This is a genomic window from Pseudofrankia saprophytica (genome assembly GCF_000235425.2).
Classification (GTDB): Bacteria; Actinomycetota; Actinomycetes; order Frankiales; family Frankiaceae; genus Pseudofrankia; species Pseudofrankia saprophytica.
In genome coordinates, this window is sequence record NZ_KI912266.1 from 4,727,552 (window position 1) to 4,751,909 (window position 24,358).

General features: G+C 72.5%; 23 protein-coding genes. 14 read left to right on the forward strand and 9 right to left on the reverse strand.

The genetic code is table 11. From position 1 onward, the window contains the following. The first annotated feature begins 150 nt into the window (after positions 1–150). From rsgA to FRCN3DRAFT_RS0219855, 5 genes are all read left to right on the forward strand, one after another. The gene (rsgA, locus tag FRCN3DRAFT_RS0219835) at positions 151–1,377 is read left to right on the forward strand and encodes a ribosome small subunit-dependent GTPase A (RefSeq protein ID WP_007513843.1); all 1,227 of its coding nucleotides are present in this window, start codon (positions 151–153) and stop codon (positions 1,375–1,377) included. 256 nt (positions 1,378–1,633) lie between these two features. Then, a complete protein-coding gene (locus FRCN3DRAFT_RS45350; RefSeq protein ID WP_007513845.1) occupies positions 1,634–2,068 on the forward strand; it encodes a VOC family protein in 435 nt (144 codons plus the stop codon). Positions 2,069–2,176: 108 nt separating this feature from the next. Continuing rightward, positions 2,177–2,596, forward strand: a complete 420-nt coding sequence (locus FRCN3DRAFT_RS0219845) for a YciI family protein (RefSeq protein WP_007513846.1) — start codon at positions 2,177–2,179, stop codon at positions 2,594–2,596. Positions 2,597–2,612: 16 nt separating this feature from the next. Continuing rightward, positions 2,613–3,932, forward strand: a complete 1,320-nt coding sequence (locus FRCN3DRAFT_RS0219850; RefSeq protein ID WP_007513848.1) for an RNA polymerase sigma factor — start codon at positions 2,613–2,615, stop codon at positions 3,930–3,932. A 141-nt stretch (positions 3,933–4,073) separates the two neighbouring features. Next, positions 4,074–4,736, forward strand: coding sequence for a TetR/AcrR family transcriptional regulator (locus FRCN3DRAFT_RS0219855; protein ID WP_007513851.1), 663 nt, complete (start codon positions 4,074–4,076; stop codon positions 4,734–4,736). Between the two features lie 41 nt (positions 4,737–4,777). Here FRCN3DRAFT_RS0219855 and FRCN3DRAFT_RS0219860 read toward each other — a convergent pair whose 3' ends face one another. Then, a complete protein-coding gene (locus tag FRCN3DRAFT_RS0219860; protein WP_007513853.1) occupies positions 4,778–5,503 on the reverse strand; it encodes a DUF2071 domain-containing protein in 726 nt (241 codons plus the stop codon). Between the two features lie 110 nt (positions 5,504–5,613). After that, positions 5,614–5,937: a hypothetical protein gene (locus tag FRCN3DRAFT_RS0219865; protein WP_007513854.1), complete on the reverse strand. Its 324-nt coding sequence runs from the start codon at positions 5,935–5,937 to the stop codon at positions 5,614–5,616. Between the two features lie 29 nt (positions 5,938–5,966). Here FRCN3DRAFT_RS0219865 and FRCN3DRAFT_RS0219870 point away from each other — a divergent pair, with 29 nt between their 5' ends. Next, entirely contained in the window at positions 5,967–6,344 is a 378-nt protein-coding gene (locus tag FRCN3DRAFT_RS0219870; protein WP_007513856.1) for a VOC family protein, read from the forward strand. A 133-nt stretch (positions 6,345–6,477) separates the two neighbouring features. Here FRCN3DRAFT_RS0219870 and FRCN3DRAFT_RS45355 read toward each other — a convergent pair whose 3' ends face one another. Then, positions 6,478–7,296: a hypothetical protein gene (locus FRCN3DRAFT_RS45355; RefSeq protein ID WP_007513858.1), complete on the reverse strand. Its 819-nt coding sequence runs from the start codon at positions 7,294–7,296 to the stop codon at positions 6,478–6,480. 227 nt (positions 7,297–7,523) lie between these two features. Between FRCN3DRAFT_RS45355 and FRCN3DRAFT_RS0219880 the strand changes: the two genes are divergently transcribed. Then, positions 7,524–8,159, forward strand: a complete 636-nt coding sequence (locus FRCN3DRAFT_RS0219880) for a dihydrofolate reductase family protein (protein WP_007513859.1) — start codon at positions 7,524–7,526, stop codon at positions 8,157–8,159. A gap of 162 nt (positions 8,160–8,321) precedes the next feature. On the opposite strand, the gene FRCN3DRAFT_RS0219885 is transcribed toward FRCN3DRAFT_RS0219880, so the two are convergent. The 3 genes from FRCN3DRAFT_RS0219885 to FRCN3DRAFT_RS57165 form a co-directional block, all read right to left on the reverse strand. Further along, positions 8,322–8,882, reverse strand: coding sequence for an isochorismatase family protein (locus FRCN3DRAFT_RS0219885; protein ID WP_007513861.1), 561 nt, complete (start codon positions 8,880–8,882; stop codon positions 8,322–8,324). Between the two features lie 116 nt (positions 8,883–8,998). Next, on the reverse strand, positions 8,999–10,735 hold the full coding sequence (gene poxB / locus FRCN3DRAFT_RS0219890; RefSeq protein WP_007513863.1) for a ubiquinone-dependent pyruvate dehydrogenase: 1,737 nt from the start codon (positions 10,733–10,735) through the stop codon (positions 8,999–9,001). A gap of 373 nt (positions 10,736–11,108) precedes the next feature. Further along, positions 11,109–11,732: a TetR/AcrR family transcriptional regulator gene (locus FRCN3DRAFT_RS57165; RefSeq protein ID WP_007513865.1), complete on the reverse strand. Its 624-nt coding sequence runs from the start codon at positions 11,730–11,732 to the stop codon at positions 11,109–11,111. A 129-nt stretch (positions 11,733–11,861) separates the two neighbouring features. Here FRCN3DRAFT_RS57165 and FRCN3DRAFT_RS45360 point away from each other — a divergent pair, with 129 nt between their 5' ends. The 6 genes from FRCN3DRAFT_RS45360 to FRCN3DRAFT_RS51645 all read left to right on the forward strand — a co-directional run bounded on the left by FRCN3DRAFT_RS45360 (position 11,862) and on the right by FRCN3DRAFT_RS51645 (position 19,897). Further along, a complete protein-coding gene (locus FRCN3DRAFT_RS45360; RefSeq protein ID WP_007513867.1) occupies positions 11,862–12,290 on the forward strand; it encodes an ester cyclase in 429 nt (142 codons plus the stop codon). Positions 12,291–12,841: 551 nt separating this feature from the next. After that, positions 12,842–15,301 (forward strand): GGDEF domain-containing protein, encoded by a 2,460-nt coding sequence (locus tag FRCN3DRAFT_RS49680; protein ID WP_131803534.1) that lies wholly within the window; start codon positions 12,842–12,844, stop codon positions 15,299–15,301. A 61-nt stretch (positions 15,302–15,362) separates the two neighbouring features. Then, positions 15,363–15,887, forward strand: a complete 525-nt coding sequence (locus tag FRCN3DRAFT_RS0219915; protein ID WP_007513871.1) for a PadR family transcriptional regulator — start codon at positions 15,363–15,365, stop codon at positions 15,885–15,887. Continuing rightward, the gene (locus FRCN3DRAFT_RS0219920; protein ID WP_007513872.1) at positions 15,884–16,573 is read left to right on the forward strand and encodes an ABC transporter ATP-binding protein; all 690 of its coding nucleotides are present in this window, start codon (positions 15,884–15,886) and stop codon (positions 16,571–16,573) included. Before FRCN3DRAFT_RS0219915 ends, FRCN3DRAFT_RS0219920 begins: the two co-directional genes overlap by 4 nt. Then, positions 16,570–18,747 carry an FtsX-like permease family protein gene (locus FRCN3DRAFT_RS0219925; protein ID WP_007513873.1) on the forward strand — a complete coding sequence of 726 codons (2,178 nt, stop codon included), beginning with the start codon at positions 16,570–16,572 and terminating at the stop codon, positions 18,745–18,747. The genes FRCN3DRAFT_RS0219920 and FRCN3DRAFT_RS0219925 overlap by 4 nt, the downstream gene beginning before the upstream one ends. A gap of 61 nt (positions 18,748–18,808) precedes the next feature. After that, complete coding sequence (locus FRCN3DRAFT_RS51645; protein WP_007513874.1) at positions 18,809–19,897, forward strand: class I SAM-dependent methyltransferase; 1,089 nt, start codon at positions 18,809–18,811, stop codon at positions 19,895–19,897. Positions 19,898–19,939: 42 nt separating this feature from the next. Here the strand turns inward: FRCN3DRAFT_RS51645 and FRCN3DRAFT_RS0219935 are convergent, their stop codons facing one another. Continuing rightward, positions 19,940–20,419, reverse strand: coding sequence for an Lrp/AsnC family transcriptional regulator (locus FRCN3DRAFT_RS0219935; RefSeq protein WP_007513875.1), 480 nt, complete (start codon positions 20,417–20,419; stop codon positions 19,940–19,942). Positions 20,420–20,507: 88 nt separating this feature from the next. Between FRCN3DRAFT_RS0219935 and FRCN3DRAFT_RS58205 the strand changes: the two genes are divergently transcribed. Further along, positions 20,508–21,980: a GNAT family N-acetyltransferase gene (locus tag FRCN3DRAFT_RS58205; RefSeq protein WP_007513876.1), complete on the forward strand. Its 1,473-nt coding sequence runs from the start codon at positions 20,508–20,510 to the stop codon at positions 21,978–21,980. Here FRCN3DRAFT_RS58205 and FRCN3DRAFT_RS0219945 read toward each other — a convergent pair. Continuing rightward, on the reverse strand, positions 21,961–23,340 hold the full coding sequence (locus FRCN3DRAFT_RS0219945) for an FtsX-like permease family protein (protein WP_007513877.1): 1,380 nt from the start codon (positions 23,338–23,340) through the stop codon (positions 21,961–21,963). The genes FRCN3DRAFT_RS58205 and FRCN3DRAFT_RS0219945 overlap by 20 nt on opposite strands. Next, a complete protein-coding gene (locus tag FRCN3DRAFT_RS0219950) occupies positions 23,337–24,092 on the reverse strand; it encodes an ABC transporter ATP-binding protein (protein ID WP_007513878.1) in 756 nt (251 codons plus the stop codon). Before FRCN3DRAFT_RS0219950 ends, FRCN3DRAFT_RS0219945 begins: the two co-directional genes overlap by 4 nt. Positions 24,093–24,358: the final 266 nt, after the last annotated feature.

Genomic DNA, 24,358 nt, shown 5'->3' on the forward strand with positions numbered 1-24,358 from the left:
GGTATGGCCGCCACGGTGGCTGTCGCGTTCGCGCGCCCTCACTCCTTCCGACCGTCCACCGTCACCGGCTGACCACCACGCCGCGCCCGGACCTGGCTGTTCGCCCGTCCGCCGCCGGTCGCCGGGGCATTCCCCGAGGGGTTTCCTCCGTTGCTCGCGTTTCCCGCTGATGGTCGTGCCTCCCTGCCCGACCGTCCGCACCCGAACCACGCCCGTACCGACATCAACACCGATACCGATACCGATACCGATCACCCGCGGCCCGGCCTCGATCTCGGCCTCGGCGGCGAGGGCCTCACCGCCTATGGCTGGGACGCGGGCTGGGAGGACGTGTTCGCGTCCTACCGTGCCGCCGGCCTCGTCCCGGGCCGGGTCACCCGCGTCGACCGGGGAGCCTGCGAGGTGGTCACGGCGGACGGCCGCTCGTGGCCGGCGACGGCGCCCACCGGGCCGGACGGCCCCCGGCCACCGTGCACCGGGGACTGGGTGGCGCTGCGTCCCGACCCGGGCCCCGTCGCTGGTCCGGCCGGGCGCGAGGCCCTGGCCGTCGCCGCGCTGCTCCCCCGGCGGACCGCGCTGGTCCGCGCGTCCTCGTCCCGGCGGTCCGACCCGCAGCCGCTCGCCGCGAACGTCGACGTCGTCGCCGTGGCCGTGCCGCTGACCGCCCCGGTGAACCTCGGCCGGCTCGAACGGCTGGTCACGCTCGCCTGGGAGAGCGGCGCCCGCCCGCTGGTGGTGCTGACCAAGGCCGACCAGGCGGGCGGCGCCGGGTCCGAGACCGCCCGAACGGCCGAGGCCGACGCCACCGCGGCGGCACCCGGTGTCACGGTCGTCATCACCAGTGCGACCGACGGGACCGGGCTGGACGTCCTGGCCGCCGTCCTCACCGGCACCTCGGTGCTGATCGGCACGTCCGGGGCCGGCAAGTCGACGCTGACCAACGCGCTGCTGGGCGTCGACGCCCAGCGGGTCAGCGCGGTGCGGTCCGCCGACGGCAAGGGCCGGCACACCACGGTCCGCCGCGAGCTGCTACCGCTGCCCGGCGGCGGGGTGCTGATCGACACTCCCGGGCTACGCGGGGTCGGGCTGTGGGCCGTCGAGGACGGGTTGAGCCAGGCCTTCGCCGAGGTCGAGGATCTCGCCGCCGACTGCCGGTTCGGCGACTGCGAGCACCAGACGGAACCCGGCTGCGCGGTGCTCGCCGCGATCGACGACGGGGTGCTGCCGGCCCGGCGCCTGGCGAGCTACCGCCGGCTGCTGCGGGAGAACGCCTACATGGCGGCTCGTGGCGACGCCCGGCTGCGCGCCGAGCAGGAGCGCCAGTGGAGATCGATCAGCAAGGAGCAGCGGCGCATGTACCGGGAACGCGGCCGCTAGGAAGATCGCCAGGACTGTACCCGGATCCGAACTCCGAGCCGCCGCCAGTTCGGATCCGGGTACGGAACTGCTGATCAAGCTCGCGAGCATAACGTGGGAGGTCAGGCGCCAAGGTGTATTCGCCCCGGTGGGAGCCCACGGGAGGCGGCGGGAGGCAGAGCGTCGACGCTCCGTCCGCGGGTCGGCGGGAGCGGTGGCCTGCCGAGGCGGATCGCGGGGCGAACGAAGTGCCGACGTCGAGAAAACGGAGCGTGCTGTGGCATTACAGCGGGTCGAGATCGGGCTGGTCAGCACGGACGAGGCGTTGGTCGACTTCTTCGCGGACGTGTTCGAGCTGGAACGGCTGCCGCCGATCGGGTCCAGCTCCGGCATCGTGCATCGCGTCCAGGCACCAGGCGTGGCGCTGAAGGTAATGGTGCCGTCCGTCCCACCCAGCCCCGCCGAACCTGTCGGCTTCTTCCTCGGCGCCACGGGTCTGCGCTACCTGACGATGTACGTCACCGACCTCGACGGAACCCTCGAACGCGTCGCGGCCCGCAAGGGCCAGGTCCTGCACGGCCCCATGGACATCGGTCCCGGCGTGCGTATCGCCGTCATCCATGATCCCGACGGCAACACCATCGAAGTGGTCGAAGGCGCCCCACCGCCCGACGGCGCCGCCGCGCCGCGAGATGATCGCGGCGAGGCGTGACCGCGGCGTCTCGATCTCGCTCGGCGAGGCATGTCGATCCGCGGCCGCGCCGTTCGACCTGTGGGTGAGAGGGGTCGAGAAGCGGCCCCCGGACCAGGGAGACCGAAGATGGCCAAGTACATGTTGATCATGCGAGGCACCGACGAGTCCATGGCGAAGATGATGGACACGCCGTTCGAGCAGATGCTCGAGACGATAGGTCGCTTCAACGAGGAGCTGATCCGGGCCGGCGTGCTCGTCGCGGCCGAAGGGCTGGACGACCCGAACCAGGGTGTGGTGGTCGACTTCAGCGGCGAGACGCCGGTGGTGACAGACGGTCCGTACGGCGAGACGAAGGAGCTGTTCGGCGGCTACTACATCCTCGACGTCGCCTCGAAGGAGGAGGCGGTCGAATGGGCCAAGCGGATGCCGGCGATGTCCGGCTCGAAGTGCGAGATCCGCCGCGTGCCGGGCATCGACGAGTTCCCGCAGGACAACGAGTGGATCGTCATGGAGCGGGCGTGGCGGGAGCGGACCGGCCAGCTCTGATCGCCGAGGCTTCCGGATGACCGAGGCTTGCGACGGCCCGCCGGGCGCCGCGTCGGCGAGTGCCGACGCGGCGCGGCGGGCCGTCGAGGCCGTCTGGCGGATCGAGTCGGCGCGGATCGTCGGCGCGCTGGCCCGGCACACCAAGGACTTCACGCTCGCCGAGGACGTCGCGCAGGAGGCGGTGGCGGAGGCGCTCGTCACCTGGACACGGGACGGCACACCCGCGAACCCGGTGGGCTGGCTGCTCACGACCGCCAGACGGCGCGCCATCGACAGCTTCCGCCGCCGGTCGGCGCTCGACGAGCGGTACGCGACCCTCGCCGGCCAGCTCGGCGAGGGCGAGGCGAGCTCGGGCGCGGCCCCGCGGAGGCGGGCGGACGAGGACCTTCCGTGGGATCCGGACCGGGTCGACGACGACGTCCTCGCGCTGATGTTCGTGGCCTGCCATCCGGTGCTCTCACCGGAGGCCCGGGTGGCCCTGACGCTGCGCGTCGTCGGGGGGCTCGGGAGCGAGGAGATCGCCCGCGCGTTCCTGGTGCCCGTGCCGACCGTCCAGGCCCGGATCACCCGGGCGAAGAAGACGATCGCGGCCGCGGGTGTGCCGTTCGAGCTGCCACCGGTCGAGGACCGGCGCGAGCGGCTCGGCGGTGTGCTCAGCGTCCTCTACGTGATCTTCACCGAGGGCTCGACCGCGACGTCCGGCGACCGCCTGTTGCGCCCCGACGTCGCGTACGAGGCGATCCGGCTGGCCCGGATGCTGGCCGCGCTGCTGCCCGACGAGCCGGAGGTGCACGGGCTGCTCGCCCTCGTCGAGCTCACGGCCGCCCGGTTCCCCGCGCGCGTCGGGCCTGACGGCGAGCCGGTGCTCCTGGAGGACCAGGACCGGCGGCTGTGGGACCGCTCCGCGATCCGCCGTGGCCGGGCCGCCCTCGACCGGGCCTCGACGCTGGGGCGCGGGCTCGGTCCGTATGGCCTGCAGGCGGCGATCGCCGCCTGCCACGCGTCGGCGCCCTCCGTCGCGGCGACGGACTGGGAGCGTGTCGTGCTGCTCTACGAGGCGCTCGGCCGGGTGGCCCCGTCCCCGATCGTCGAGCTCAACCGTGCCGTCGCCGTCGCGATGGCGCACGGACCGCGTGAGGCGCTGGTCCTGGTAGACGAGCTGGTCGCCTCCGACCGTCTGTCCGGGTCGTACCTGGTCCCGAGCGTGCGCGGCGAGCTGCTGCGCCGGCTCGGCCGGACCGCGGAGGCGCGCGCCGAGCTGGAACTCGCCGCCCGGCTGTGCCGCAACACCCGCGAGCGGTCGGTCCTGCTGCGCAAGGCGGCCGCGCTGTCGTGACGTGACGTGACGTCCGTCGACAGCCTCGCTGGCTCCGCCGAAACGGGGCTGGCTTTGGTTCTGGTCGTCGGTTCACGACCCGGTACAGTGCCCCCACGGCGGTACGTCACCGGTCAGGCTGCCGCGCGAGGGAACGGACGTATGAACGACCCTGCCAAGCGGCGCTCCGAACCCGACACCAGACAGCGGCTGATCGACGGCGCGCTGGAGGCAGTCCGCACGCGCGGCATCGCGGGAATCTCGGCGCGGACCGTCGCCGCGACAGCTGGTGTGAACCAGGCGTTGGTCTTCTACCACTTCGGAACGGTGGACGGCCTGCTCTCCGCCGCGTGCCAGTCCGCGACCGCCGAACGGGTCGAGTTCTACCGCGAGCGGCTGGCTGCCGTCGGCTCGGCCCAGGAACTGCTGCGGCTCGGCCAGGAGCTGCACGAGATCGAGCGTGGCCATGGGCATGTCACGGTGCTCGCCCAGCTTCTCGCCGGGGCGCAGGTCGACGCCCGGCTCGCGGACGCCGTGCGCGCGGCGCTCGGGCTGTGGACCACGGAGATCGAGGCAGTGCTCCGCCGCCTGTTCGGACAGTCCGCGCTTGCCGACGTCACCGACTTCGCGGGCCTCGCCCGCGCGGTCTCGGCCTCGTTCATCGGCCTGGAGCTGTATGAGGGGGTCGACCCGGACGGCGCCTCGGCCGCCACCAGCTCGCTCAACAGCCTCGCCGCGCTGCTTGACCTCCTCGACAGCTTCGGCCCAGTGGCGCGACGGGCGCTACGAAACCGCACCCGTCGCGCCACCAGGACCACTGGCTGACGCGTAAGGGACCTTTTCGGCGCCAGGGCGAGCCGCGTTGTTCATCCTGAGACACGCATCGGTCGAAGTGGGTTCCAGATCGCTGGGACGTTCCGCATCAACAGGGCGTTGTCGAGCACCGCGCTGCCCGGCGGAAACCGGTCGGGGTCGTCGAAGAACGTGGACCGCACGTTCCGGACCTCGACGGGCACCACCCGCCAGGTACCGACGGTCAGTTCGACACCATCCAGGCATGAGGTGTCGCGGCCGGCGGAGTAGCCGACCGACCCGCGCTCGAAGAAGTCCGACGCCTCGTCGAGGTCAGCGAACAACGTGCTGTCCCGAAACCGCTCGGCGACGCTGGCGTCGATGCTCACCTGGGTCGCGCCGTCCCGGCTGACGTAAGCGATGTGCAGGTCGCGCGGTGTTTCACGCACGTCGAACGACGCGGGGTGGTGAACTACCGTCAGCCGACCGCTCGCCAGGACACTGGCGGTCGATCCGGTGTCGCGACGGGCGACGTAGACGCCTTTCTCCGGCCCCTCGGGCCCGTCCCACTCGACCGCGATCCGGTAGGCGGCGTTCTCGCTACGCAGCCCGAGAGCACCCGGCAGCCAGGCGGGATGAACCCGGCCCAGCCGGATAAGGCAGATGCCCGCGACCGCCCAGCCGTCGATCTGCAGGGGGCGCATTCCCGCCGGCAGCACCGAAGCCACCACGGCAGGCGCGACGCGGTAGTTCACCAGCAGACGGCGCTCGATGACACTCGACACACGAGGTTGCCTCATGCCGGCCCCTTCGTCGACTTCCACTTAAGCGGTTGCTCAACTGAAGATTAACAGATCTTAAGCGACCGCTCAAACCTCCGGAACATCGACAGTCAGCACCGAACCGACGATCATTCCGCGAACCAGCCGACGGCGACCCGCGCGGCTCCTACCCGCCCCGCGAGGGCGCCGGTGAGGAAGTCGACGAATCCGAACGGGGCGTGGTCGTCGAGACACAGCCTCAGGAGCGCATGCGCGGCCACGACTGCCGACTCGCCACGGGGGAACAGCGCCTCTTCGTAGACGGCGAGCGCCGCCTCGACGTCGTCGGGGTGCGCGGCGACCGCCTTCCCGAGCTCGGCGCCGTCGAACGAACCGCGACCGACCGGTCGCCCAGAGGGGTTACCGCGGCCTGCCCGACCGATGAGTTTGTTCGTTCGCCCGAGTCTCTCCACCAGGACCGATCCATCTGGAGGGACGTGCGATGGGGCAGCCAGTGGTGCATTTCGAGATCATCGGGCGGGATCCCGCGATGCTGCGGGGCTACTACGCCGAGTTGTTCGGGTGGGAGTTCCAGACCAACGATGCGGCCACCGAAACGGTCTCCGAGCCGGGTAACTACGGGTTCGTGGACGAGACCACGGCCAGCGGCGGGATCAACGGTGGCGTGGGTGGTGGCGCGGGTTATGAGGGACGGGTTCTGTTCTACGTGGGAGTTCCCAATGTCGAGGCCGCGCTCAGGAAGGCCGAGAGCCTCGGCGGGAAGCGCCAGATGGGTCCCGAGGGCACTCCCGGAACGCTGGTGGTCGGACGGTTCTCCGATCCCGAGGGGCATGTCATCGGCGTAGCCGGCACCGAGTAGGCGAAGGGTTCCCCATGGCACGCCGGCCGCTGCCTCGCGGTGCCCGGTGCCTCCGCCTGCGCCCGTGGCTTCGACGTCGCCCTTCGGGAGGTTCGAGGTCTCGCTGATCGTGATGCTCTGGCGCGCCTCACCGTCATGACGGCTCTTCCACGCCCACCGTCGTCCTCGGGACCGGGCGCCGCATGGTGACCCACACCGTCCTGGCCACCGCGAGCACGTCGCCCTGCCGCAGCAGGGCCGAGCCGGCGATCAGCCTGCGCCCCTCACGTCTGATCGACCAGGCGACCACCTGGTACTCGTGCCCGACCGCCGGCAGTGCCGCCACGTTGACGGTCATCTGGCCCAGCAGGATGGCGGCATCCTCGCTGATGTCATGGGCTTCGATGGCGGCGATCCCACTGGGGCAGTCCAGTGCCGCCCAGGCGATCTCCGGGCGCACGCTCGGGCCGCCGTCCGCCAACGAGGCGTCCGGTGCCCATGGCGCAGCCCACAGGGGCCGACCGTGCACCAGCCCAGGGAAGATACGCAGGCCGTCGCCTCGCCCACGCCGAGTGCCGCAGACGAAGCAGGTCGGGAACTCCGGGCGTTGGAAGTAACGCGAACGGCCCTCTACCGCACGTGCCTCGGCCATCGAGACGGTGTCGGGTACGCGCAGCGCCGGGCGGTCCTGGGCTGGCGCGGCCTCGGCTATGACCGTGCCAGCGTGATGGATCCGAACCGAACCCTCGGCGCCGCCCTCGACGGTCATGGGTGTGACCAACGGCGGCGGTCGGCGCAGGGTGACCGTCACCGGGCCGTCGAGATACCCGGCGAGGAGACCGCCCAGGTAACCACCGTTGGCGCTGTCGAGCGGTCCGCAGAAGCGAGACGGGATGGTCAGGGTGTGCGGCACCGCACGCGGCGGCTGGTCGCCGGCCGCGGGCAGGGGAGCAGGCCTCAAAGCGTGTGCCATGGGGTGGACGCTAGGACCGCCGCACGGGTCCGGACATCGGGCAACATACCCGCGCACCGCCGGCTCGATCTCCCTGCTAGCACGGATGACGGGCGCGGGCATCGGGCGGTTGACCGAGCGGTCCGACCGGCGACGCGTCGCCGATGAGTTGGCAGGCCGCCGACGGTCAGTCGGTTAGGAGTAATGACGACAGGTAGCCAGCCGCTCCGGCTGACCAAGGAGGAACCGTGGGCCTCATTCACATCGACCTGTTCAGCACGCTTGACGGTGTCGGGCAGGCGCCCGGCGCGCCTGACGAGGACACGGAGGGCGGCTTCGGGTTCGGCGGCTGGCAGGCGCCGCTGTTCGACGACGTCGTCGGCCAGCAGGTCGGTGCCGGTATGGAAGGTCTCGACGCGCTGCTGCTCGGCCGGAAGACCTACGAGATCTTCGCTGGCTTCTGGCCCCACCAGGAAGACGGTGTCGACGGCGGGATCGCCAAGCTCTTCAACAGCGTGCCCAAGCACGTCGCCTCGCGCGGCAACCCGACCCTTGAGTGGGCCAACTCGGAGCTTCTCGGGCCCGACCTGGCTGTCGCGGTACGCGAGGCACGTGATCGCCACGCGAACGTGCACGTCATCGGCAGCCTCGACCTGGTCCAGACCCTGCTTACCGAGCGGCTATTCGACCGGCTGTCGCTGTGGGTCTTCCCGGTCGTCCTCGGGGCCGGCAAGAAGGTCTTCGCGCACGGCGCCGTACCCGCGAACCTCACGCTCACCGAGCCACCTGTCACCTCGACCACCGGCGCGGTGCTGCTGCGCTACGCCCTCACCGACGGCACCCCTGGCACCGGTGACATGACGCGAGACGACCGCGGGGTGTAGCCCCGTCGTGGCCGACACGGTCGATGCGGCCGCGCGCCGCGGCCTCCGGCTCCTCGATGTGGTCGAGCAGGTCGAGAACGAGGCCCATCGATCGCGGTGTAGTTCAGGCAGAGCCCGGCACGCAGCCGCTGGATGCGCGCGATCGGCATCGCCCCTATCGCCTCAGGACGCGCTGGCGAAGTCCACGTTCTGGGTCTCGACGGTGCCGGCCGTGCGGCCCGGGGCCGTCTGGTAGGTCCAGTACAGGTTGGTGTGGGCGATGACCGCCTCCGGCGGCGGGGCGCCCCACGCCGTGGTGTCCTCGGTGGTGTGGGCGTCGCTCACCAGCGTCGCGTCGTACCCCCGGGCGAGCGCGCCGTGCAGCGTCGAGCGGATGCACTGGTCGGTCTGGGCACCGACCACGATGAGCCGCCCGACCCGCAGCCCGGCCAGCACGACCGCCAGGTCCGTGTCCTCGAAGGAGTCGCCGTAACGCTTCTCGATGCGCCGCTCCTCGTCACCCGGGCGCAGCTCGGGGACGATTCGCCAGCCGTCGCTCTCCGGCACGAGGTGCTCGTCGGTCTGCTGCACCCAGATGATCGGCACCTGGTCCCGCCGCGCCTTCTCCACCAGATAGGCCATGTTCGCGATGGCCGCGTCCCGCTGGTACGCGTCGTTGACGACCGCGTTCTGCACATCGATCACGAGCAGCGCGGTGTTCGGCCGGTCTGGAAGTGTGGTCACTGGCCGCCTCCTCGTGTGGATCTCCAGCACTAGCCACCGTAGCCCGAGCCACCGACATATTCGACCGATTTGTCGGGGATCGGACCGCCGTCAGCGGACCTAGCGAGGCCTTCTGGTCACTCTGCGTCCAGGTCCCGCAGGTTGGTCCTGGCCAGCTCGACGAGCTCGTCCCCACCGCCGGACACGATCGTCCTCGTCGCGTACAGGGTGAAGCCCTTCATCTGGCCATACGTGAGCTTCGGGGGAAGCGCGAGCTCGTGGCGGGCCGTGTGGACGTCGACCAGCGCCGGGCCGTCGTGCGCAAACGCTGCGGCCAGCGCCTCCTCCAGCTCGCTCGCGCTCTCCACCCGCGCGCCGAACAGACCGGCGGCGCGGGCGATCCCGGCGAAGTCGGGGTTGTCGAGCTCCGTGCCGTAGGTGACGATGCCGCCGGCCTTCATCTCCAGCTCGACGAACGACAGCGCGCCGTTGGTGAACACCACGACCTTGACCGGCAGCCGCTGCTGGCGCAGCGTGATCAGCTCGCCGAGCAGCATCGCGAGGCCGCCGTCGCCGGACAGCGCGATGACCTGTCTGCCCGGCTCGGCCGCCTGCGCGCCGATGGCCTGTGGCAGGGCGTTCGCCATGCTGCCGTGGTTGAACGAGCCGATCAGCCGACGGGTGCCGTTCATGTGCAGGTAGCGGGCCGCCCAGATGGAGGGCGTGCCGACGTCGGCGGTGAAGACCGCGTCGGCGGTGGCGAGCCGGTCGACCGTGGCGGCGGTGTACTGCGGATGCAGCGGGGTGCCGTCCCGACCGGGGCGGGCCAGGCGATCCAGCCGGGTCCGAGCCCGCCGGTAGTGCGCGATCATCCGGTCCAGGTGCGCGGAGTCGCTCTTGACGGCGATCAACGGCAACAGGGCGTCGATCGTGTCCCTGACGGTGCCGACCAGCGGCACCTGGACCGGCACCCGGCGGCCGATCTGCTCGCCCCGCACGTCCACCTGGATCACCGGGACGCCCTCGGGCAGGAAGGGCCGGTAGGGAAAGTCGGTGCCGAGCATGACCAGGGCGTCGCAGTGCTCCATCGCCCGATACCCGGAGCTGAACCCGATCAGCCCGGTCATCCCCACGTCGTAGGGGTTGTCGGGTTCGACGACGTCCTTGCCGCGCATCGCGTGCACGACCGGCGCCTTCAGCGCCGCGGCGAGCCCGACGAGCTGGTCGTGCGCGCCGGCGCAGCCCGCGCCGGCAAGGATGGTCACCCGGCTGGCGGCATTCAGCACTCGCGCCGCGTCCGCCAGCGCCGGCTCGTCCGGGCGGACGACCGGCCACACGGCCCGCACCGGCGCCGGCGCGGGACCCCCGGCGGCCTCGGCGAGGAAGATCTCACCGGGGACGATGATCACGGCGACCCCGCGACGCTGCAGTGCCGCGCGCATCGCGAGCTCGAGCAGGCGCGGAAGCTGCGCCGGGATGCTGGCCAGCTCGCAGTAGACGCTGCACTCGCGGAACAGCAGTTCCGGGTGGGTCTCCTGGAAGTAGCTCCCGCCGATCTCCTCCCGCGGGATGTGCGCGGCGATCGCCACGACCGGCACCCGACTGCGGTTCGCGTCGTACAGCCCGTTGATCAGGTGCAGGTTGCCCGGGCCGCAACTGCCCGCGCACACCGCGAGCTCCCCGGTCAGCGCCGCCTCCCCGGCCGCCGCGAACCCGGCCGCCTCCTCGTGCCGGACGAGCTGCCAGGAGATCGCGCCGTCGCGGCGCAGGGCGTCGGTGAACCCGTTCAGCGAGTCGCCAGGGATCCCGTACACCCGCCGCACTCCGGACACCCTCAGCGTCGTCACCATCACGTCGGCCACCGTGGTCGCCATCGGCTGCTCCTTGCCACGAACCGGCCATGCGGGCGGGAAGGCGCCAGTCAGGGCGGTCACGCCCCAAGCCGGTTGGACCGTCATCCGCCGACGTCAGTCAGCCATGCCGCCGATGTCGGCCGACCGGGCCCGGAGCCCTGACAGGGGTGTCGCGTGCGCGGCCTCGCGGAAGCGAGGTCCGGGCTCCTGTTCGGCGGCGCCGCCATCATTCTGCGGGGGTCCAGTCGATTGTGCTGGCCCAGCTCTCCGCTCGGGTGATGATCTCGGTGACGAGCGGGCCCTTGGCATCCGCGCTGTCATGATCCCCGCCGTGGGCAGCGCCGCTCACCGCCGTCCCGCGGCGACGGCGCGATCGCGACGCGGTCCGGATGGCTCATTCGCGCCTCGACGGGTCCGGGTCGAGAAGCTCACGGATCAGGGCGTCAGCCACCCATTCCTCGAACGCGTCGGGCGCCCAGCCGGACTCGACGACCAGCTCGCCGTAGACGCCGGGGGCGGCGAGCGCGCGGTAGATCGCCTGGGCCTGGGGGACGGGGACGCGCAGCGCGCCGTCGAGCGAGGCGACGATCATGTCCATCACCTGGTTGCGGCCGGCCAGCTTGGCCTGCAGGAGCGCCCTGGTCTCGGCGTCCTCGTCCGAGGCGGCCGCGAAGAGGGTCACCACGTCGAAGCCGGCCTCGTACAGCGTCCGCAGCCAGTGGGCGGCGGCGCGCAGACGCGACCTGGGGTCGGGCTCGGCGACCGCCGCCTGGGCGAGCTCACGGGCGCGGGCCTCTTCCAGCCATCGTTCGCAGATCGCCGACAGGATCTCCCGCTTCGCACCGAAGGCCGAGTAGACGGTCCGGGCCGCGACGCCGGCCTCGGCGGCGATCGCGTCCATGCTCGTCGCCCGGTAGCCCCGAGCCGCGAACAGGCGGCGGGCCGCCTCGGCGATCCGCTCGCGGGTCTGCTGGGCCTGAAGTTGTCGGTAGCTGGACGTGTTGACAGGCGGAGCCACGTGGGTACAGTAGCACTGCTTTCGATGCAGTAGTACTGCATCGACGGCAGAGACAGCGCAGTGAAAGCAGTTCAACTGCATCAGACGAGAGCCCGCGCACCCGGTACCGATCATGAAAGGAAGCAGGCTGTGGAAACCGAAGCGAACAAGCGCACCGTCCGCCGCGTCTTCGAGGAGGCCTTCACTCAGGGCAACCTCGACGCCGTCGACGCGTGCCTGGCCCCCGACGCCGTCGACCGTCATCCCTTCGCCGAGGACGAACCCGACTTCCGCGCGCACCTCAAGGGCACCATCCGCATGCTGCGCGCGGCCCTGCCCGACCTGGAGACCACGGTCGAGGATCTGATCGCCGAGGGCGACCGGGTCGCCGCCCGGGTCCACCTGACTGGCACCCACACCGGTGGGCCCCTGTTCGGGGCCGAGGCCACCGGTGGCCGGGTCGCGGTCGAGCAGTTCCACATCGTCCAGTGCGACGACCAGGCCCGTGGTGTCCGGCACTGGGCCTACGTCGGCATCGACCAGCTCCAGCGTCAGATCGCCGCGACGCCCGGGCGCTGAGGCCACCACCCTTCACATCCGGCGGCGGCCCTGCCCGGGGCCGTCGCCGGGAGGAGCCCATCATGACCAGGCCCACCAGCGCCGATACCCCGTCATCCGTCTCCTCGACCGACGCCGCGACCGTCGACCGGCTGGTCCGGGAGCAGTTCGCCGTCATCGAGACCGGAGACCTCCGCCTCGCCGACACCAACGTCACGCCGAACTTCGTCAACCACCATGACCATGTTCAGGACGTCGACTTCTCACGATGCCGGGTGTCGTCTGCACGCCCCACATCGGCTACGTCACCAGGGACGAATGGGAGCTGCAGTTCGCCGACGTCTTCGACCAGATCAACGCCTACGCCGCCGGCACGCCGATCAACGTCGTCAATCCCGAAGCCCTCCGGTCCGCCCGTCACGACGAGCGTCCTTGTACACCCATGGACACGACGTTCTTTCGCCGTCGCCAAGGGCACCAGATCGATGATCTATATCACCCTATGAATCCAGTTGGGTACCACTCGCTAATCAGGGGTACGACCGCCCCAGGCGGCCGGACCGTCGGTGCCCTTGTCCGCATCGAATCGGGGCCGGCGGGAGGGGGACTGGCTGCGGATGGGCAACGGCGCAACGACATCAGCCGATCCGCGGACGGGTCCGGATGCGCGCCGGTTCGCCGTCGGGCTCGCCGGGTTCGCGGTGGCCGTGACGGTCTGCGCGCTGGTGTTGCCCGCCGGCGAGGCATTGACGGCCGTCCGCGTGGCCAACGCCACGGCCGTCGTCGTCAGTACCGGCGTCTGCGCCTGGGCGGCGAGCCGTCATCACGGGATCGAGCGGTGGTGGCGCGCGCTGATGTGCGTGATGCTCCTGATCGGGGCGGTGATGACCGTGCCGTACCTGTTTCTCGTGGCGGAACAGGGGCAGGCGATCCCCAAATACAACGCCATCGCCCTGCTCATCTTGCTTCTGCCCCCCGCCTCCGGGCTGGCCGGGCTGATGCTCTACCCGTCCGAGCCGTTCGACGTCACCATTCGGGGTCCGACCGGACGCCATGACCGCTACTGGCTCCTGGTGATCGTCCTGGACAGCCTCATCGTGACCGGCGCGCTCGCGCTCCTGGCCTGGATCGTCATCCTCCAGGGCGTCGTCCGTCCCGGTATCCGGTCCCCGACGGTGCTGTATTCCTTTGGGCTGACGGCGGTCTCGCTGGTGCAGGTGCTCGCCGTGATTCTCGTCCTGGCATTCCGCCGGCTCCGGCGCCCGAGTGGCCTCGTCGTGCTCGGCCTCGGGCAGCTCGCGTGCGTCTTCTCGCTGTTGGTCCAGCTCGACGTCCAGGTCCGCGGGGCGACGGACTACACGCACCTGTTCGATCTCGGCTACGTCGTGGGGCCGCCGATGATCGCGTTGGCCACCCTGTTGCCGACAACGGCGTCGGCATCGGCCCTCGGACCGGGGGACGCCGACCGGCCCGAGGCGCCCGCCCGTAGTCCACGGCGCCGCTGGTGGCAGGCCGCGTTGCCCTACCTGCCGCTCCTGACCGCCAGCGGATTCGCCCTGGCCACGATCTCGCAGCAACGCGGGCTGACCGTGGAGATGTGGGGACTGCTCTTGCTGCTGTTCCTCACCCTCGCCCGCCAGGTGGTCACCCTGGCGGACAACCTCCGGCTGGTTGACCGGGTCGAGGAGGACCAGATCGCCCTGCGCCACCTGGCCTTCCACGACCCGCTGACCGGGCTGGCCAACCGTGCGCTGTTCACCGACCGGCTCGCGCACGCCCTGAACCGGCAGGCCCGGGCTCCCGGCCGCCTCGCCGTGCTCTTCTGCGACCTCGACGGCTTCAAGCACGTCAACGACACGCTCGGGCACGCCGCGGGCGACGAGCTGCTGCGGCTGACGGCCCGTCGTCTGCGCGCCGCCGTGCGCGCCGCCGACACCGTCGCCCGCTTCGGCGGCGACGAGTTCGCGATCCTGCTCGAGGCCGACGACCCGGCAGAGGCGGCCCGGCGGCTCACCGACGCCGTCAGGGAACCGTTCCTGCTCGCCGACACCTACTACGTCGTGCGGGCCAGCACGGGAATGGCCGTGGTCGAGCCCGCCGCCGAGCCGGTCACCGCCGAGACGCTGCTGCATCACGCCGACCTGGCGATGTACACGGCCAAGGCCAAGGGCGACGGTGGCCTGACCCTGTACACCCCGCGGCTCGCCTCGCCGGACACCCTGTCCGCGCTGCACACGGCACTGGGGGCGGCGATCCGCGGCGACCCAGCCGGCGGACGTCTCGAGGTGGACTACCGGCCGATCGTCGAGCTCATCAGCCGGACCTCGGTGGCGCACGAGGCCCGGCTGACCTGGCACCATCCCACCCTCGGCACGGTGCCAGCCGACCGGATGCTGACCGCCGCCGCCTCGGCCGGCCTCGCGCCCGCCCTCGACGATCTGCTGCTCCAGACTGCCTGCGCTCACGCCGCCGACCACCAGGACGCGGCGGGCGGACCACTGCCTGTCCACATCCCGCTGTCCACGGCCCAGCTGACCGGCCGGGACATCACCCGGCAGATCCTGGCCGCGATGGACACCACCGGTGTACGGCCGCAGACGCTGGTGCTCGAGCTCGTGGGCACCTCCCGCACGCCCGATCTGCATGCCACGGCGCGCTCTCTCGGGCGCCTGCACGACCTCGGAGTGCGGATCTCGCTGGCCAGGGTGGGCACCACCGACACCGCCCCGGACGCGCTGCGCATCCTTCCCGTCGACATGATCGTCCTGCACGAGTCACTCATCGCGGCGCTCACCGGGACGCGGCACGAGCCGGCCACGGCCGCGCTCTCGCACGGCTACCTGACCGCGGCGCTCCGACTCGGGCTGACCGTGATCGCCGATGGTGTCGCCGACGAGTCCACCGCCGCCCGCGTCCACGGCATCGGCTGCCGCCAGGCAGCCGGCCGGCTCTTCGGCGACTGGCACCCCGAGCGGTCCGGTGGCCTGGCCGCGATCCGCCCCCGTCGTCAGTCACCGATCGAGCGGCTGTAGCACCCATCCCTCTACCCCCGGGGTATATACGCAGGGTATACGCTCAGGTTATATTGCTCGCATGAGCGTCCCCCTGACCCTCCTCGGCCTGCTCGAGCGCGAGCCCAGCCACGGCTACGACCTCAAGCGCGACTACGACACCTTCTTCAACCGCGGCAAGCCCCTGCCGTTCGGGCAGGTCTACGCCACACTCAGCCGCCTCACCCGCGACGGCAAGATCGTGATCGGCGACGTCGAGCCGGGCGTCGGGCCGGACCGCAAGCGCTATGTCATCACCGACCTCGGCGCGACCGAGGTCGACACCTGGCTGACCGAACCGGTGGAGCCCGAGCCCAACCTGCAGACGGTGCTGTTCAGCAAGGTCGTGCTGGCGCTGATGCTGGGCCGCCCCGCCGAGGAGTACCTCGACACCCAGCGCGCCGCGCACCTGCGGCGGATGCAGGAGCTCACCACGGTCAAGCGCGGCGGCGACCTCGTCGACGCCCTGCTCGCCGACCACGGGCTGTTCCATCTCGAGGCCGACCTGCACTGGATCGACACGACGGCCGTCCGGCTGGACGCCCTGCGTACCGTGGTGACGGCATGACGGCCGGTGGGGGCGTGACAGCCATCGAGGCGCGCGACGTCGTCCTGTCGTTCGGCGAGACCCCGGCGCTGCGCGGCGCGAGCCTCGCCGTGGATGAGGGCGAGATCGTCGCCATCATGGGCCCGAGCGGCTCCGGCAAGTCCACCCTGCTGCACTGCCTGGCCGGGATCCTCGTGCCGAGCGCCGGCGAGATCCACTTCGGGGGCGACCGCGTCGACCAGCTGGGCGAGAACGAGCGCAGCGTCCTTCGCCGGGACCGGTTCGGGTTCGTCTTCCAGTTCGGGCAGCTCGTGCCGGAGCTGACCGCCCAGGAGAACGTCGCGCTCCCGTTGCTTCTCGGCGGCATCCGGCGGGGGGCGGCGATGGCCGCGGCCCTGCCCTGGTTCGAGCGGCTCGGCCTTGCCGGACTGGAGCGGCGCCGGTCGGGTGAGCTCTCCGGTGGTCAGGCGCAGCGGGTGGCGCTCGCCCGCGGCCTCGTCGCCCGGCCGAGCGTTTTGTTCGCCGACGAGCCGACCGGAGCGCTCGATTCCATCACCGGCGAGCAGGTCATGAACCTGCTCGTCGACTCGGCCCACGAGCAGCACACCACCGTCGTGCTCGTCACCCACGAGGCCCGGGTCGCCGCGTACGCCGACCGGCAGGTCATCGTGCGCGATGGCAGGGTGAACGCGCTGGTGCACTCGTGATCCGGTTCGCGGTGCGGCTGTCGGTGGCCGGCGGGCGGGAGGCCCTCGTCCGGCTGGTCATCATCGCGGGCGCGGTGGCGCTCGGCGTCGCCATGCTGCTCGCGCCTGTCGCGGGCCTGAACGCGGTGGGCGCGCAGAACCAGCGGTACGCCTGGCTCAACACCGCTGCCGGCCCGGCGGCCCGCGGCGGCGACGGGATGCTGTGGCTGATCCGCGGCGACTACTACCACGGTCGCACGATCGGTCGGGTCGAGGTCGCCGCGCTGGGATCGGACGCGCCGGTACCGCCGGGCATCCCCCGGCTGCCGGGCCCCGGTGAGTACTACGTCTCCCCCGCGCTGGGCGAGCTGCTACGAGCCACGCCCGCGGCGGAACTCGCCGACCGCTTCCCCGGCCGCGGGGTCGGCACCATCGGCAGGTCGGCGCTGCCCTCCCCCGACTCGCTGCTCATCGTCCTCGGCCGCCCACCCGCGGACCTCAGGGCGCTGGGGGCGACCCGGGTCACGCAGATCATGACCACCACGCCGAGCGCCTGCCGCGACTGTTACATCGGGTTCAACGCCGACATCATGGCGGTCACCCTCTCCGTCGTCGCCGTGTCGCTGCTGTTCCCGGTGCTCATCTTCATCGGCACCGCGACGCGGCTGGCCGCAGCCCGCCGCGAGCAGCGCTTCGCGGCGATGCGGCTGGTGGGCGCGACGCCGAGGCAGATCTCGCTGCTGTCGGCGGTGGAGTCGACGCTCGCGGCCGCCGTCGGCACCGCCGTCGGGTTCGGCCTGTTCCTCGCGATCCGGCCAGGGCTGGCCGGGATAGCGTTCACCGGCGAGCGGTTCTTCCCCGCGGACCTGTCGCTCACAGCCCTGGATGTGCTGCTGGTCGCCCTCGGGGTACCGGCCAGTGCTGTCGTGGCGGCCGGGCTGGCGCTACGCCGGGTCCGGATCTCGCCGCTCGGCGTGACGAGGCGGGTCACGCCCCGCTCGCCGCGTGCCTGGCGGGTGTTTCCGCTCGCCGCCGGGCTCACGGAGCTGGCCTTCTTCATCGGTCGGCGGCCCGACGCGACGAGCGGCCAGCTCATCGCGTACTTCACCGGCTTCGTACTGATCCTGATCGGGCTGCTGCTGGCCGGGCCGTGGCTCACGATGCTGGCCGCCCGCCTGCTGGCCGGCCGGGCGAGCCGGCCGGCCGCGCTCATCGCGGGACGGCGCCTCGCCGACGACCCGCGGGCCGGCTTCCGGTCGGTCAGCGGCCTGATCGTCGCGCTGTTCGTGACCAGTGCGGCGACCGGGGCCATCACGACGTTCGTCGCCAACCGCGGCGCGCCCCGCACCGACTCCGTGGCGACGACGAGCGTGCGTAAGATCTTCTGGCCCGAGGATGGCCCGGCGCCGACGGCGGCCCAGCTCCCCGCCGGGCTCGGGGCGATCCCCGGCGTCCGCAATGTCACGTTGGTCCACCGGGACACCGACCCGGAGAAGTGGCGACCAGTGATCACGTGCGCCGAGCTGGACCGTCTGGCGGTCTACGGCCGCTGCCCGCCCGGCGCCCAGGTCGCCACCGTCGCCCCCGGCCTCGTCGGCTCGGCCAGCGCGGGAATCGACGCCATCGAGGCGGTCGACGTCACGCCCGCCGAGGTCACGCGGATGCCCATCCTGTCCGTGGTCGTCGACACCACCGACCAGGCGGCGTTCGAGCGCGCCAGGACCATGCTGGAGAACGCGTTCCCCCAGGGACAGCTGCCGGCGAGCGAGGGCGAGTGGGAGGCCGACGGCGCGCGGCCGCTGGTGCGGTTCCAGCAGCTGGCGAACGTGGTCATCCTGTGCAGCCTGCCGATCGCGGGCTGCGGGCTGGCGGTCAGCGTGGCCGGCGGGCTCAGCGACCGCAGGCGACCGTTCAGCCTGCTGCGGCTGACCGGGGTGCAGCTCGCGACGCTGCGCCGGGTGGTCGCGATCGAGAGCGTGGTACCGCTGCTGGTCACCGCCGCCGTGGCGATCGGCATGGGGTTCCTCGCCGCGCAGCTGTTCCTGCGCGCGCAGCTCGACTACACGCTGGTCGCGCCGGGCTGGGTGTACTACGCCGTCGTCGCCGGTGGGCTCGCGCTCTCGCTGGCGGTCATCGCCTCGACGCTGCCACTGCTGCGGCGGATCACCGGCCCGGAGACGGCACGCAACGACTAGCCGGACAGGCCTTGGCCCGGCTGTCCGGTCCGATGGCCACCCGGTCCGCCGGGTGGCCATCATGGTGCCCGTGGTGGACGGTGTGACGGCGGCGGCCGTGGAGTCGGAGATGACCAGCGAGCAGGTCGGCCGCTGGCTGGCGGTTGCCGGCACGATCGCCGGGATGGTGCCGCCGGGCGCGGTTCGGGTTCTCGTCGACGGCTCCGGGGCCGGGGCCATGCCCGCCCTGCTCGCGGACCGGCTGGCGGACCGGCTGGCGGACCGGCTGCGCGCGGACGGTCGCCCCTGCCGCCGGCTGGCGGGCGCGCCGCCGGCGGCGGCGAACGGTGGCACGACGGGCGGCGAGGACGACGCCGACCTGGTGGTGCTCGCGGACGGTCCGCGCTGGCGCGCCGAGCCGGCCGGCGGCGAGTGGGATGTCGTCGTCTGGTTGCGATCCCGCTCGGCGCGGCGCGACGACCGCGACGACGAGCGTCGCCCGGACGTCGTCGTCGACGTGGACGACCCGGCGTGGCCGGTGATCAGGCGCGTCGCGTCCCGGCTGGCCGGCGACGGGAGCTGGCATGTCAGCGAGAGCCAGGCGTTCTTCGGCGTCCGCGCGGCCACGTGGGACACGAAGTTCGGGGACGACCTGCCCGCGTACGCCGCCGCCGTCGGCGAGATCGGGCTGCGCCCCGGCGCGGTCGTGCTCGACGCGGGCTGCGGGACCGGGCGCGCCCTGCCCGCGCTGCGCGACGCGGTCGGACCGGCCGGCACGGTGATCGGCCTGGACCTGACCCCGGAGATGCTCGTCGCCGCGCGGCATGCGGGCCGAGACGCCGACGTGGCGCTGGTGCTCGCCGATGCCCGCCGCCTGCCCATCCCCACCGGCACCGTCGACGCGGTCTTCGCCGCCGGCCTCGTGCACCATCTGCCGGACGTGCCCGGCGGCCTCGCCGAGCTCGCGCGGGTCAGCCGCCCCGGCGGACGGCTTGCGATCTTCCATCCCTCGGGCCGCGCCGCCCTGGCGGCCCGCCACGGCCGCGCCCTGCGCCCGGACGAGCCGCTCGCCGTCACCCGCCTCGAGCCACGGCTTGCCGCCACCGGCTGGCGCCTGGACAGCTATGACGACCCGCCGCACCGCTTCCTCGTTCTCGCCACCCGCGAGTAGGACTGGTCACCGCGAGCGGCGACGAACGCCTGTCCGGATCCCTCAGACCGGATCCTGGACCGGCAGCGGCAGTGGCCGGGGCGGGACGGGGCTGGACACGACGATGGAGCTGATCGTCTGCCCATATGCCAGGAACCGGTCGAGGACGGATTCAAGGCCCGCCACGGTCGGGGCGTGGACCTTGAGCAGGAAGCAGTCCTCGCCGGTGATGCGGTGGCACTCGCTGACCTGATCGGTCGTCCGGGCGAGGGCGGCGAGTTTCTCCAGCCGCCCGGGTATGGGACGGACTCGGACGAACGCGGCGACCGGTAGGCCGACGGCCGCGGGGTCGACGTCCATGCGGAATCCGGTGATCACGCCGTTGCGCCGCATGCGCTGCACGCGCTCGGTCACCGCCGGGGACGACATGCCGACCCGACGGGCCAGCTCCGACATCGCGATCCGGGGATCGGCGTGCAGCTCGGCGAGCAGGCGCGCGTTGACGTCGTCGATCCGCTCGTCGTCATATCGACGGTCAGCCACCTAGATCACCTACATTCCGAAGGAAGTTCCCGAGCAGGGCCTTCGATCACCCATGGAGTAGCTGGCTCCAGGCTTTGAGAATAGATCCGTGGCAGCGTGCGGCGGGGTGACGGCGACGATCCACGGCCCCAGCCGGGTCGGACGCACGGTCGGGGCACTGCCACCCGCGTCGTTCTTCGGGGTCAGCGCGGTCTTTCACTACCTGGGCCCGTCACTGGCTGTGCTGCTGTTCGCCCGGGTCGACGCCCTGGGTGTGGCCTGGCTGCGCATCGCCTCGGCCGCGGTCGTCTTCGCCGTCTGGCGGCGGCCCTGGCGGGCTCTGCGCCGGTTGCGCGGGCGGGACCGGTGGGTGCTTGTCGGTCTCGGCGGCGTGCTGGCCGGCATGAACTCGCTGTTCTACCTGGCCGTCGACCGCCTTCCGCTGTCGACGGTGGGGGCTGTCGAGTTTCTCGGCGTCGTCGCGTTGGCCGCCGCCGGCGCCCGGACCCGGCGCAACGTCCTCGCGCTCGCGCTGGCGATCGCCGGGGTGCTCGTCCTCACCGATGTCCGGCTGGCCGGACAGCCGCTCGGGTTCGTGTTCGCGTTCGCCAACTGCGCCGGGTTCATGCTCTATGTGATGCTCGGTCACCGCGTCGCCACCGCGAGCGCCGCGGCCGCCGACGACCACGCTCCCGAGCCGATGGGCGGCATCGACCAGCTCGGCGCGGCGATGCTGGTCGCGGCGTTCGCCGCGACGCCCGCCGGCATCGCCGCCGCCGCGCCCGCCTTCACCCATCCGGTCTGGCTTGTCTGGGGCATCGGCGTCGGCGTCTGCAGCTCGGTCATCCCCTACGTGGCCGACCAGCTGGCGATGGCCCGACTCCCCCGGGCCACGTTCGCGCTCATGCTCGCGCTGCTGCCCGCCGCCGCCGCGGTGATCGGCCTGGCTGTCCTCGGCCAGGTGCCGACCTGGCGCGACCTGGCTGGCATCGCCCTCGTCATCACCGGCGTCGCCGCTCACCAGCCCGCGGGCCGGCCGGTGGCGGCGTCCCACGAGCCCTCTCGGCGGGTTCCGCGAGACCACCGGCACGGGCGAGGGCGGGCGGGCCAGGGCGAGAATGGGGCGGTGAGCGCTGACGAGCCGGCGGAGGTCCGTCTCGAGCGGGTGGGAGCCGAAGTGACGCTGCCATTGCGGCAGCGGGTGCTGCGGCCACACCAGACGGTCCGTGACGTGGCGTTCCCGGGTGACGACGAGCCGGACAGCGCCCATGTGGTCGCCGTCCTGGCGGACGGGACCGTCGTCGGGACCGTGTCGGTGCTGCGGGAGGCGGCGCCCTGGGGGGCGGCTGGCTGGCGCCTGCGGGGCATGGCGACCGACGAGGCGATGCGCGGCCGCGGGATCGGGGCCAGGCTGTTCGCGGCCGTGGTCGGCCACGTCCGCGACCAGGGCGGCGGGCTGCTGTGGTGCAACGCCCGTGTGCGCGCCGTCCCCTTCTACGAACGGGAAGGGCTGCGCACGCGGGGTGAGGTGCGGGAGGAGCCGGGCATCGGCCCGCACGTCGTCATGTGGCGGGACGTCTGACCTCCCCCAGCGCGGTCCGCATGGTCGCGCGGGCGGCGAACCGGCCGGCGCCCAGGGTGAGCAGGACGACGACGACGGCGACCAGTGGCGCGATCCACAGCTGGGCGTCCGGGACGACGCCCTCGTGGCGGGCGACCGAGAAGGGGATCACGGTCGCCAGCGAGCCCAGGGCGCCGAGCACCAGGCCCACGACGGCGACGACGGCCGCCTCCGCGACCACGGACCGCCTGACCTGCGTCGGGGTGGCGCCCATGAGCCACAGGCGGCGCAGCTCGGCCCGGCGGTCGGCGACGCCGGCGGCGAACGCGTTGACGACCATGATGGCCGCGAACAGGGACGCCATCCCGACGACGACGTTGTTCAACAGGTTGATCGTGTCGGAGTCCTCGGTCCCGCCGGGCAGGGTACGGGTGTCGATGCTGACCAGCATGAGCGTGCCGATCGCCGCCGACGTCAGCACGATCACCGGGGCGAGCACGGCCGCGAGCCGGTGCGCCCGCCGCCGGGCGTTGTACGCCGCGAGGTAGCCGGCGCCCCGGCCGCGGAGGCCCGTGACCACCCCCGCGAGCGGGGCCGACAGCCAGCGCAGCAGCAGCGGCGCGAGCAGGGCCAGGCCGAGGCCGACCAGGATCGAGCAGCTCCCGCTCGTCTGCATCGCCGCGTACGGGTCGTCGGAGTTCGCCGTCACGGTGATCGTCACGACGCCCCCGCCGATGCCGTAGGCGATCAGGAGCAGCGCCCCCACCACCCGGTACCAGCGCATCCGGCCGGTCTCCGCGTCGCTGTCGCGCAGCGTCACGCCGGCGGGCGCGCGGGTCGCCCGCCGGGCCGCGACCGCCGCCGCCGCGACGCTGGTGAGCACGACCAGACCGGCCGCGGCGCCAAGGGACGCGGGCCCCGCCGCGTACCCGACGGAGGCCGAGACGAGGTGGCCGCGCAGCAGGTCGAGCAGCAGCCAGCCGGTGCCGGCGGCGAGCATCGCGCCGACGAGCGCGCCGCAGGCGGCGACGGCCAGCGCCTCCCGGCGAATCAGCCGGCGGGCCTGGCGCGGGGTCGCGCCGAGGGTGCGCAGCAGCCCGATCTCGCCGGCCCGCCGCGCCGCGGTGAGGCCGACCGTCGAGGCGACGGAGAAGAGCACGATCAGCGTGCCCCAGCCGCCGACGACGGCACCCATGATGATCAGAGTCTCCCGGTCGGCGTCCCGGTCCGGCGCGGTGGGGCCGAGCGCGAGCGCGGTCTCGACCAGGGTGGCGAACGAGCCGATCAGCGCGGTGCCGAGCAGGACCGCGAGGAAGGTCGCGACCTGCGCGGTCATCCGGTGCCGCAGCGACCGGAGCGCGAGACCCGTCAGCCCGCTCATCGCCGCGCCACCCGCTCGTCGAGGTGGGCGGCGTGGGCGGCGACGACGTCCGCGGTGGGCGCCTCGATCCGACCGGCGACGCGGCCGTCGACGAGGAACACCACCGCGTCGGCGTAGGCCGCGGCCACCGGGTCGTGGGTGACCATGACGACCGTCTGGCGGAACTCGTCGACGCACGCCCGCAGGAGCGCGAGCACGTCCCGGGCGGTCGCCGAGTCGAGCGCGCCGGTTGGCTCGTCGGCGAGGACGACCGCCGGGTCGGTGACCAGGGCGCGGGCGATCGCGACCCGCTGCCGCTGCCCGCCCGACAGCCGCCCGGGCAGGTGGTGGGCGCGGTCCGCGAGCCCGACCAGGTCGAGCAGGCCGCGCACCCGGGCCCGGTCGGGCCGCCGCCCGGCGAGCCGCGGCGGCAGGCCGACGTTCTGCTCGGCCGTCAGGTAGGGCATCAGCTGGAAGTCCTGGAAGACGAAGCCGATGCGCTCCCGGCGCAGCCGGGAGCGGCGGTCCTCGTCCCAGTCGGTGACGTCCGTCCCGGCCACCAGCACCCGGCCGCCGGTCGGCCGGTCGATCCCGGCGGCGCAGGACAGGAAGGTGGACTTGCCGGAGCCGGAGGGGCCCATCACGGCCGTGAAGGTGCCGCGGGGGAAGGCGAGGTCGACGCCGTCGAGGGCGTGCACGGTTCCCGCGCCCGCGCCGAAGGTCCGGGTCAGGCCCTGTGCCTCCAGCGCTGAGGCGACTGGCGGGGCTGTCATGAGATCACTCCAGGCGAGTAGGCCGTTCGTGGCGGGTAGCGACACTCACGCTAGAAACGGGTCCGCCCGCGCACGAGGGGCCTGAACCGCCGCCGTGGGTGGGCCTAGCCCCACCGTCCGCGCGGGCGGCCGACGACGTGCCGTCGCGGATCCGCGTCCGCACCTGGCGAGGGCCGCCGACGGCCACAAGGCAGACGAGATCGGCTACGGCATGACATGCATGAGGGCGTCCGACCCCGGCGGGCAGAGGCGGGCGCCCCCGGTCG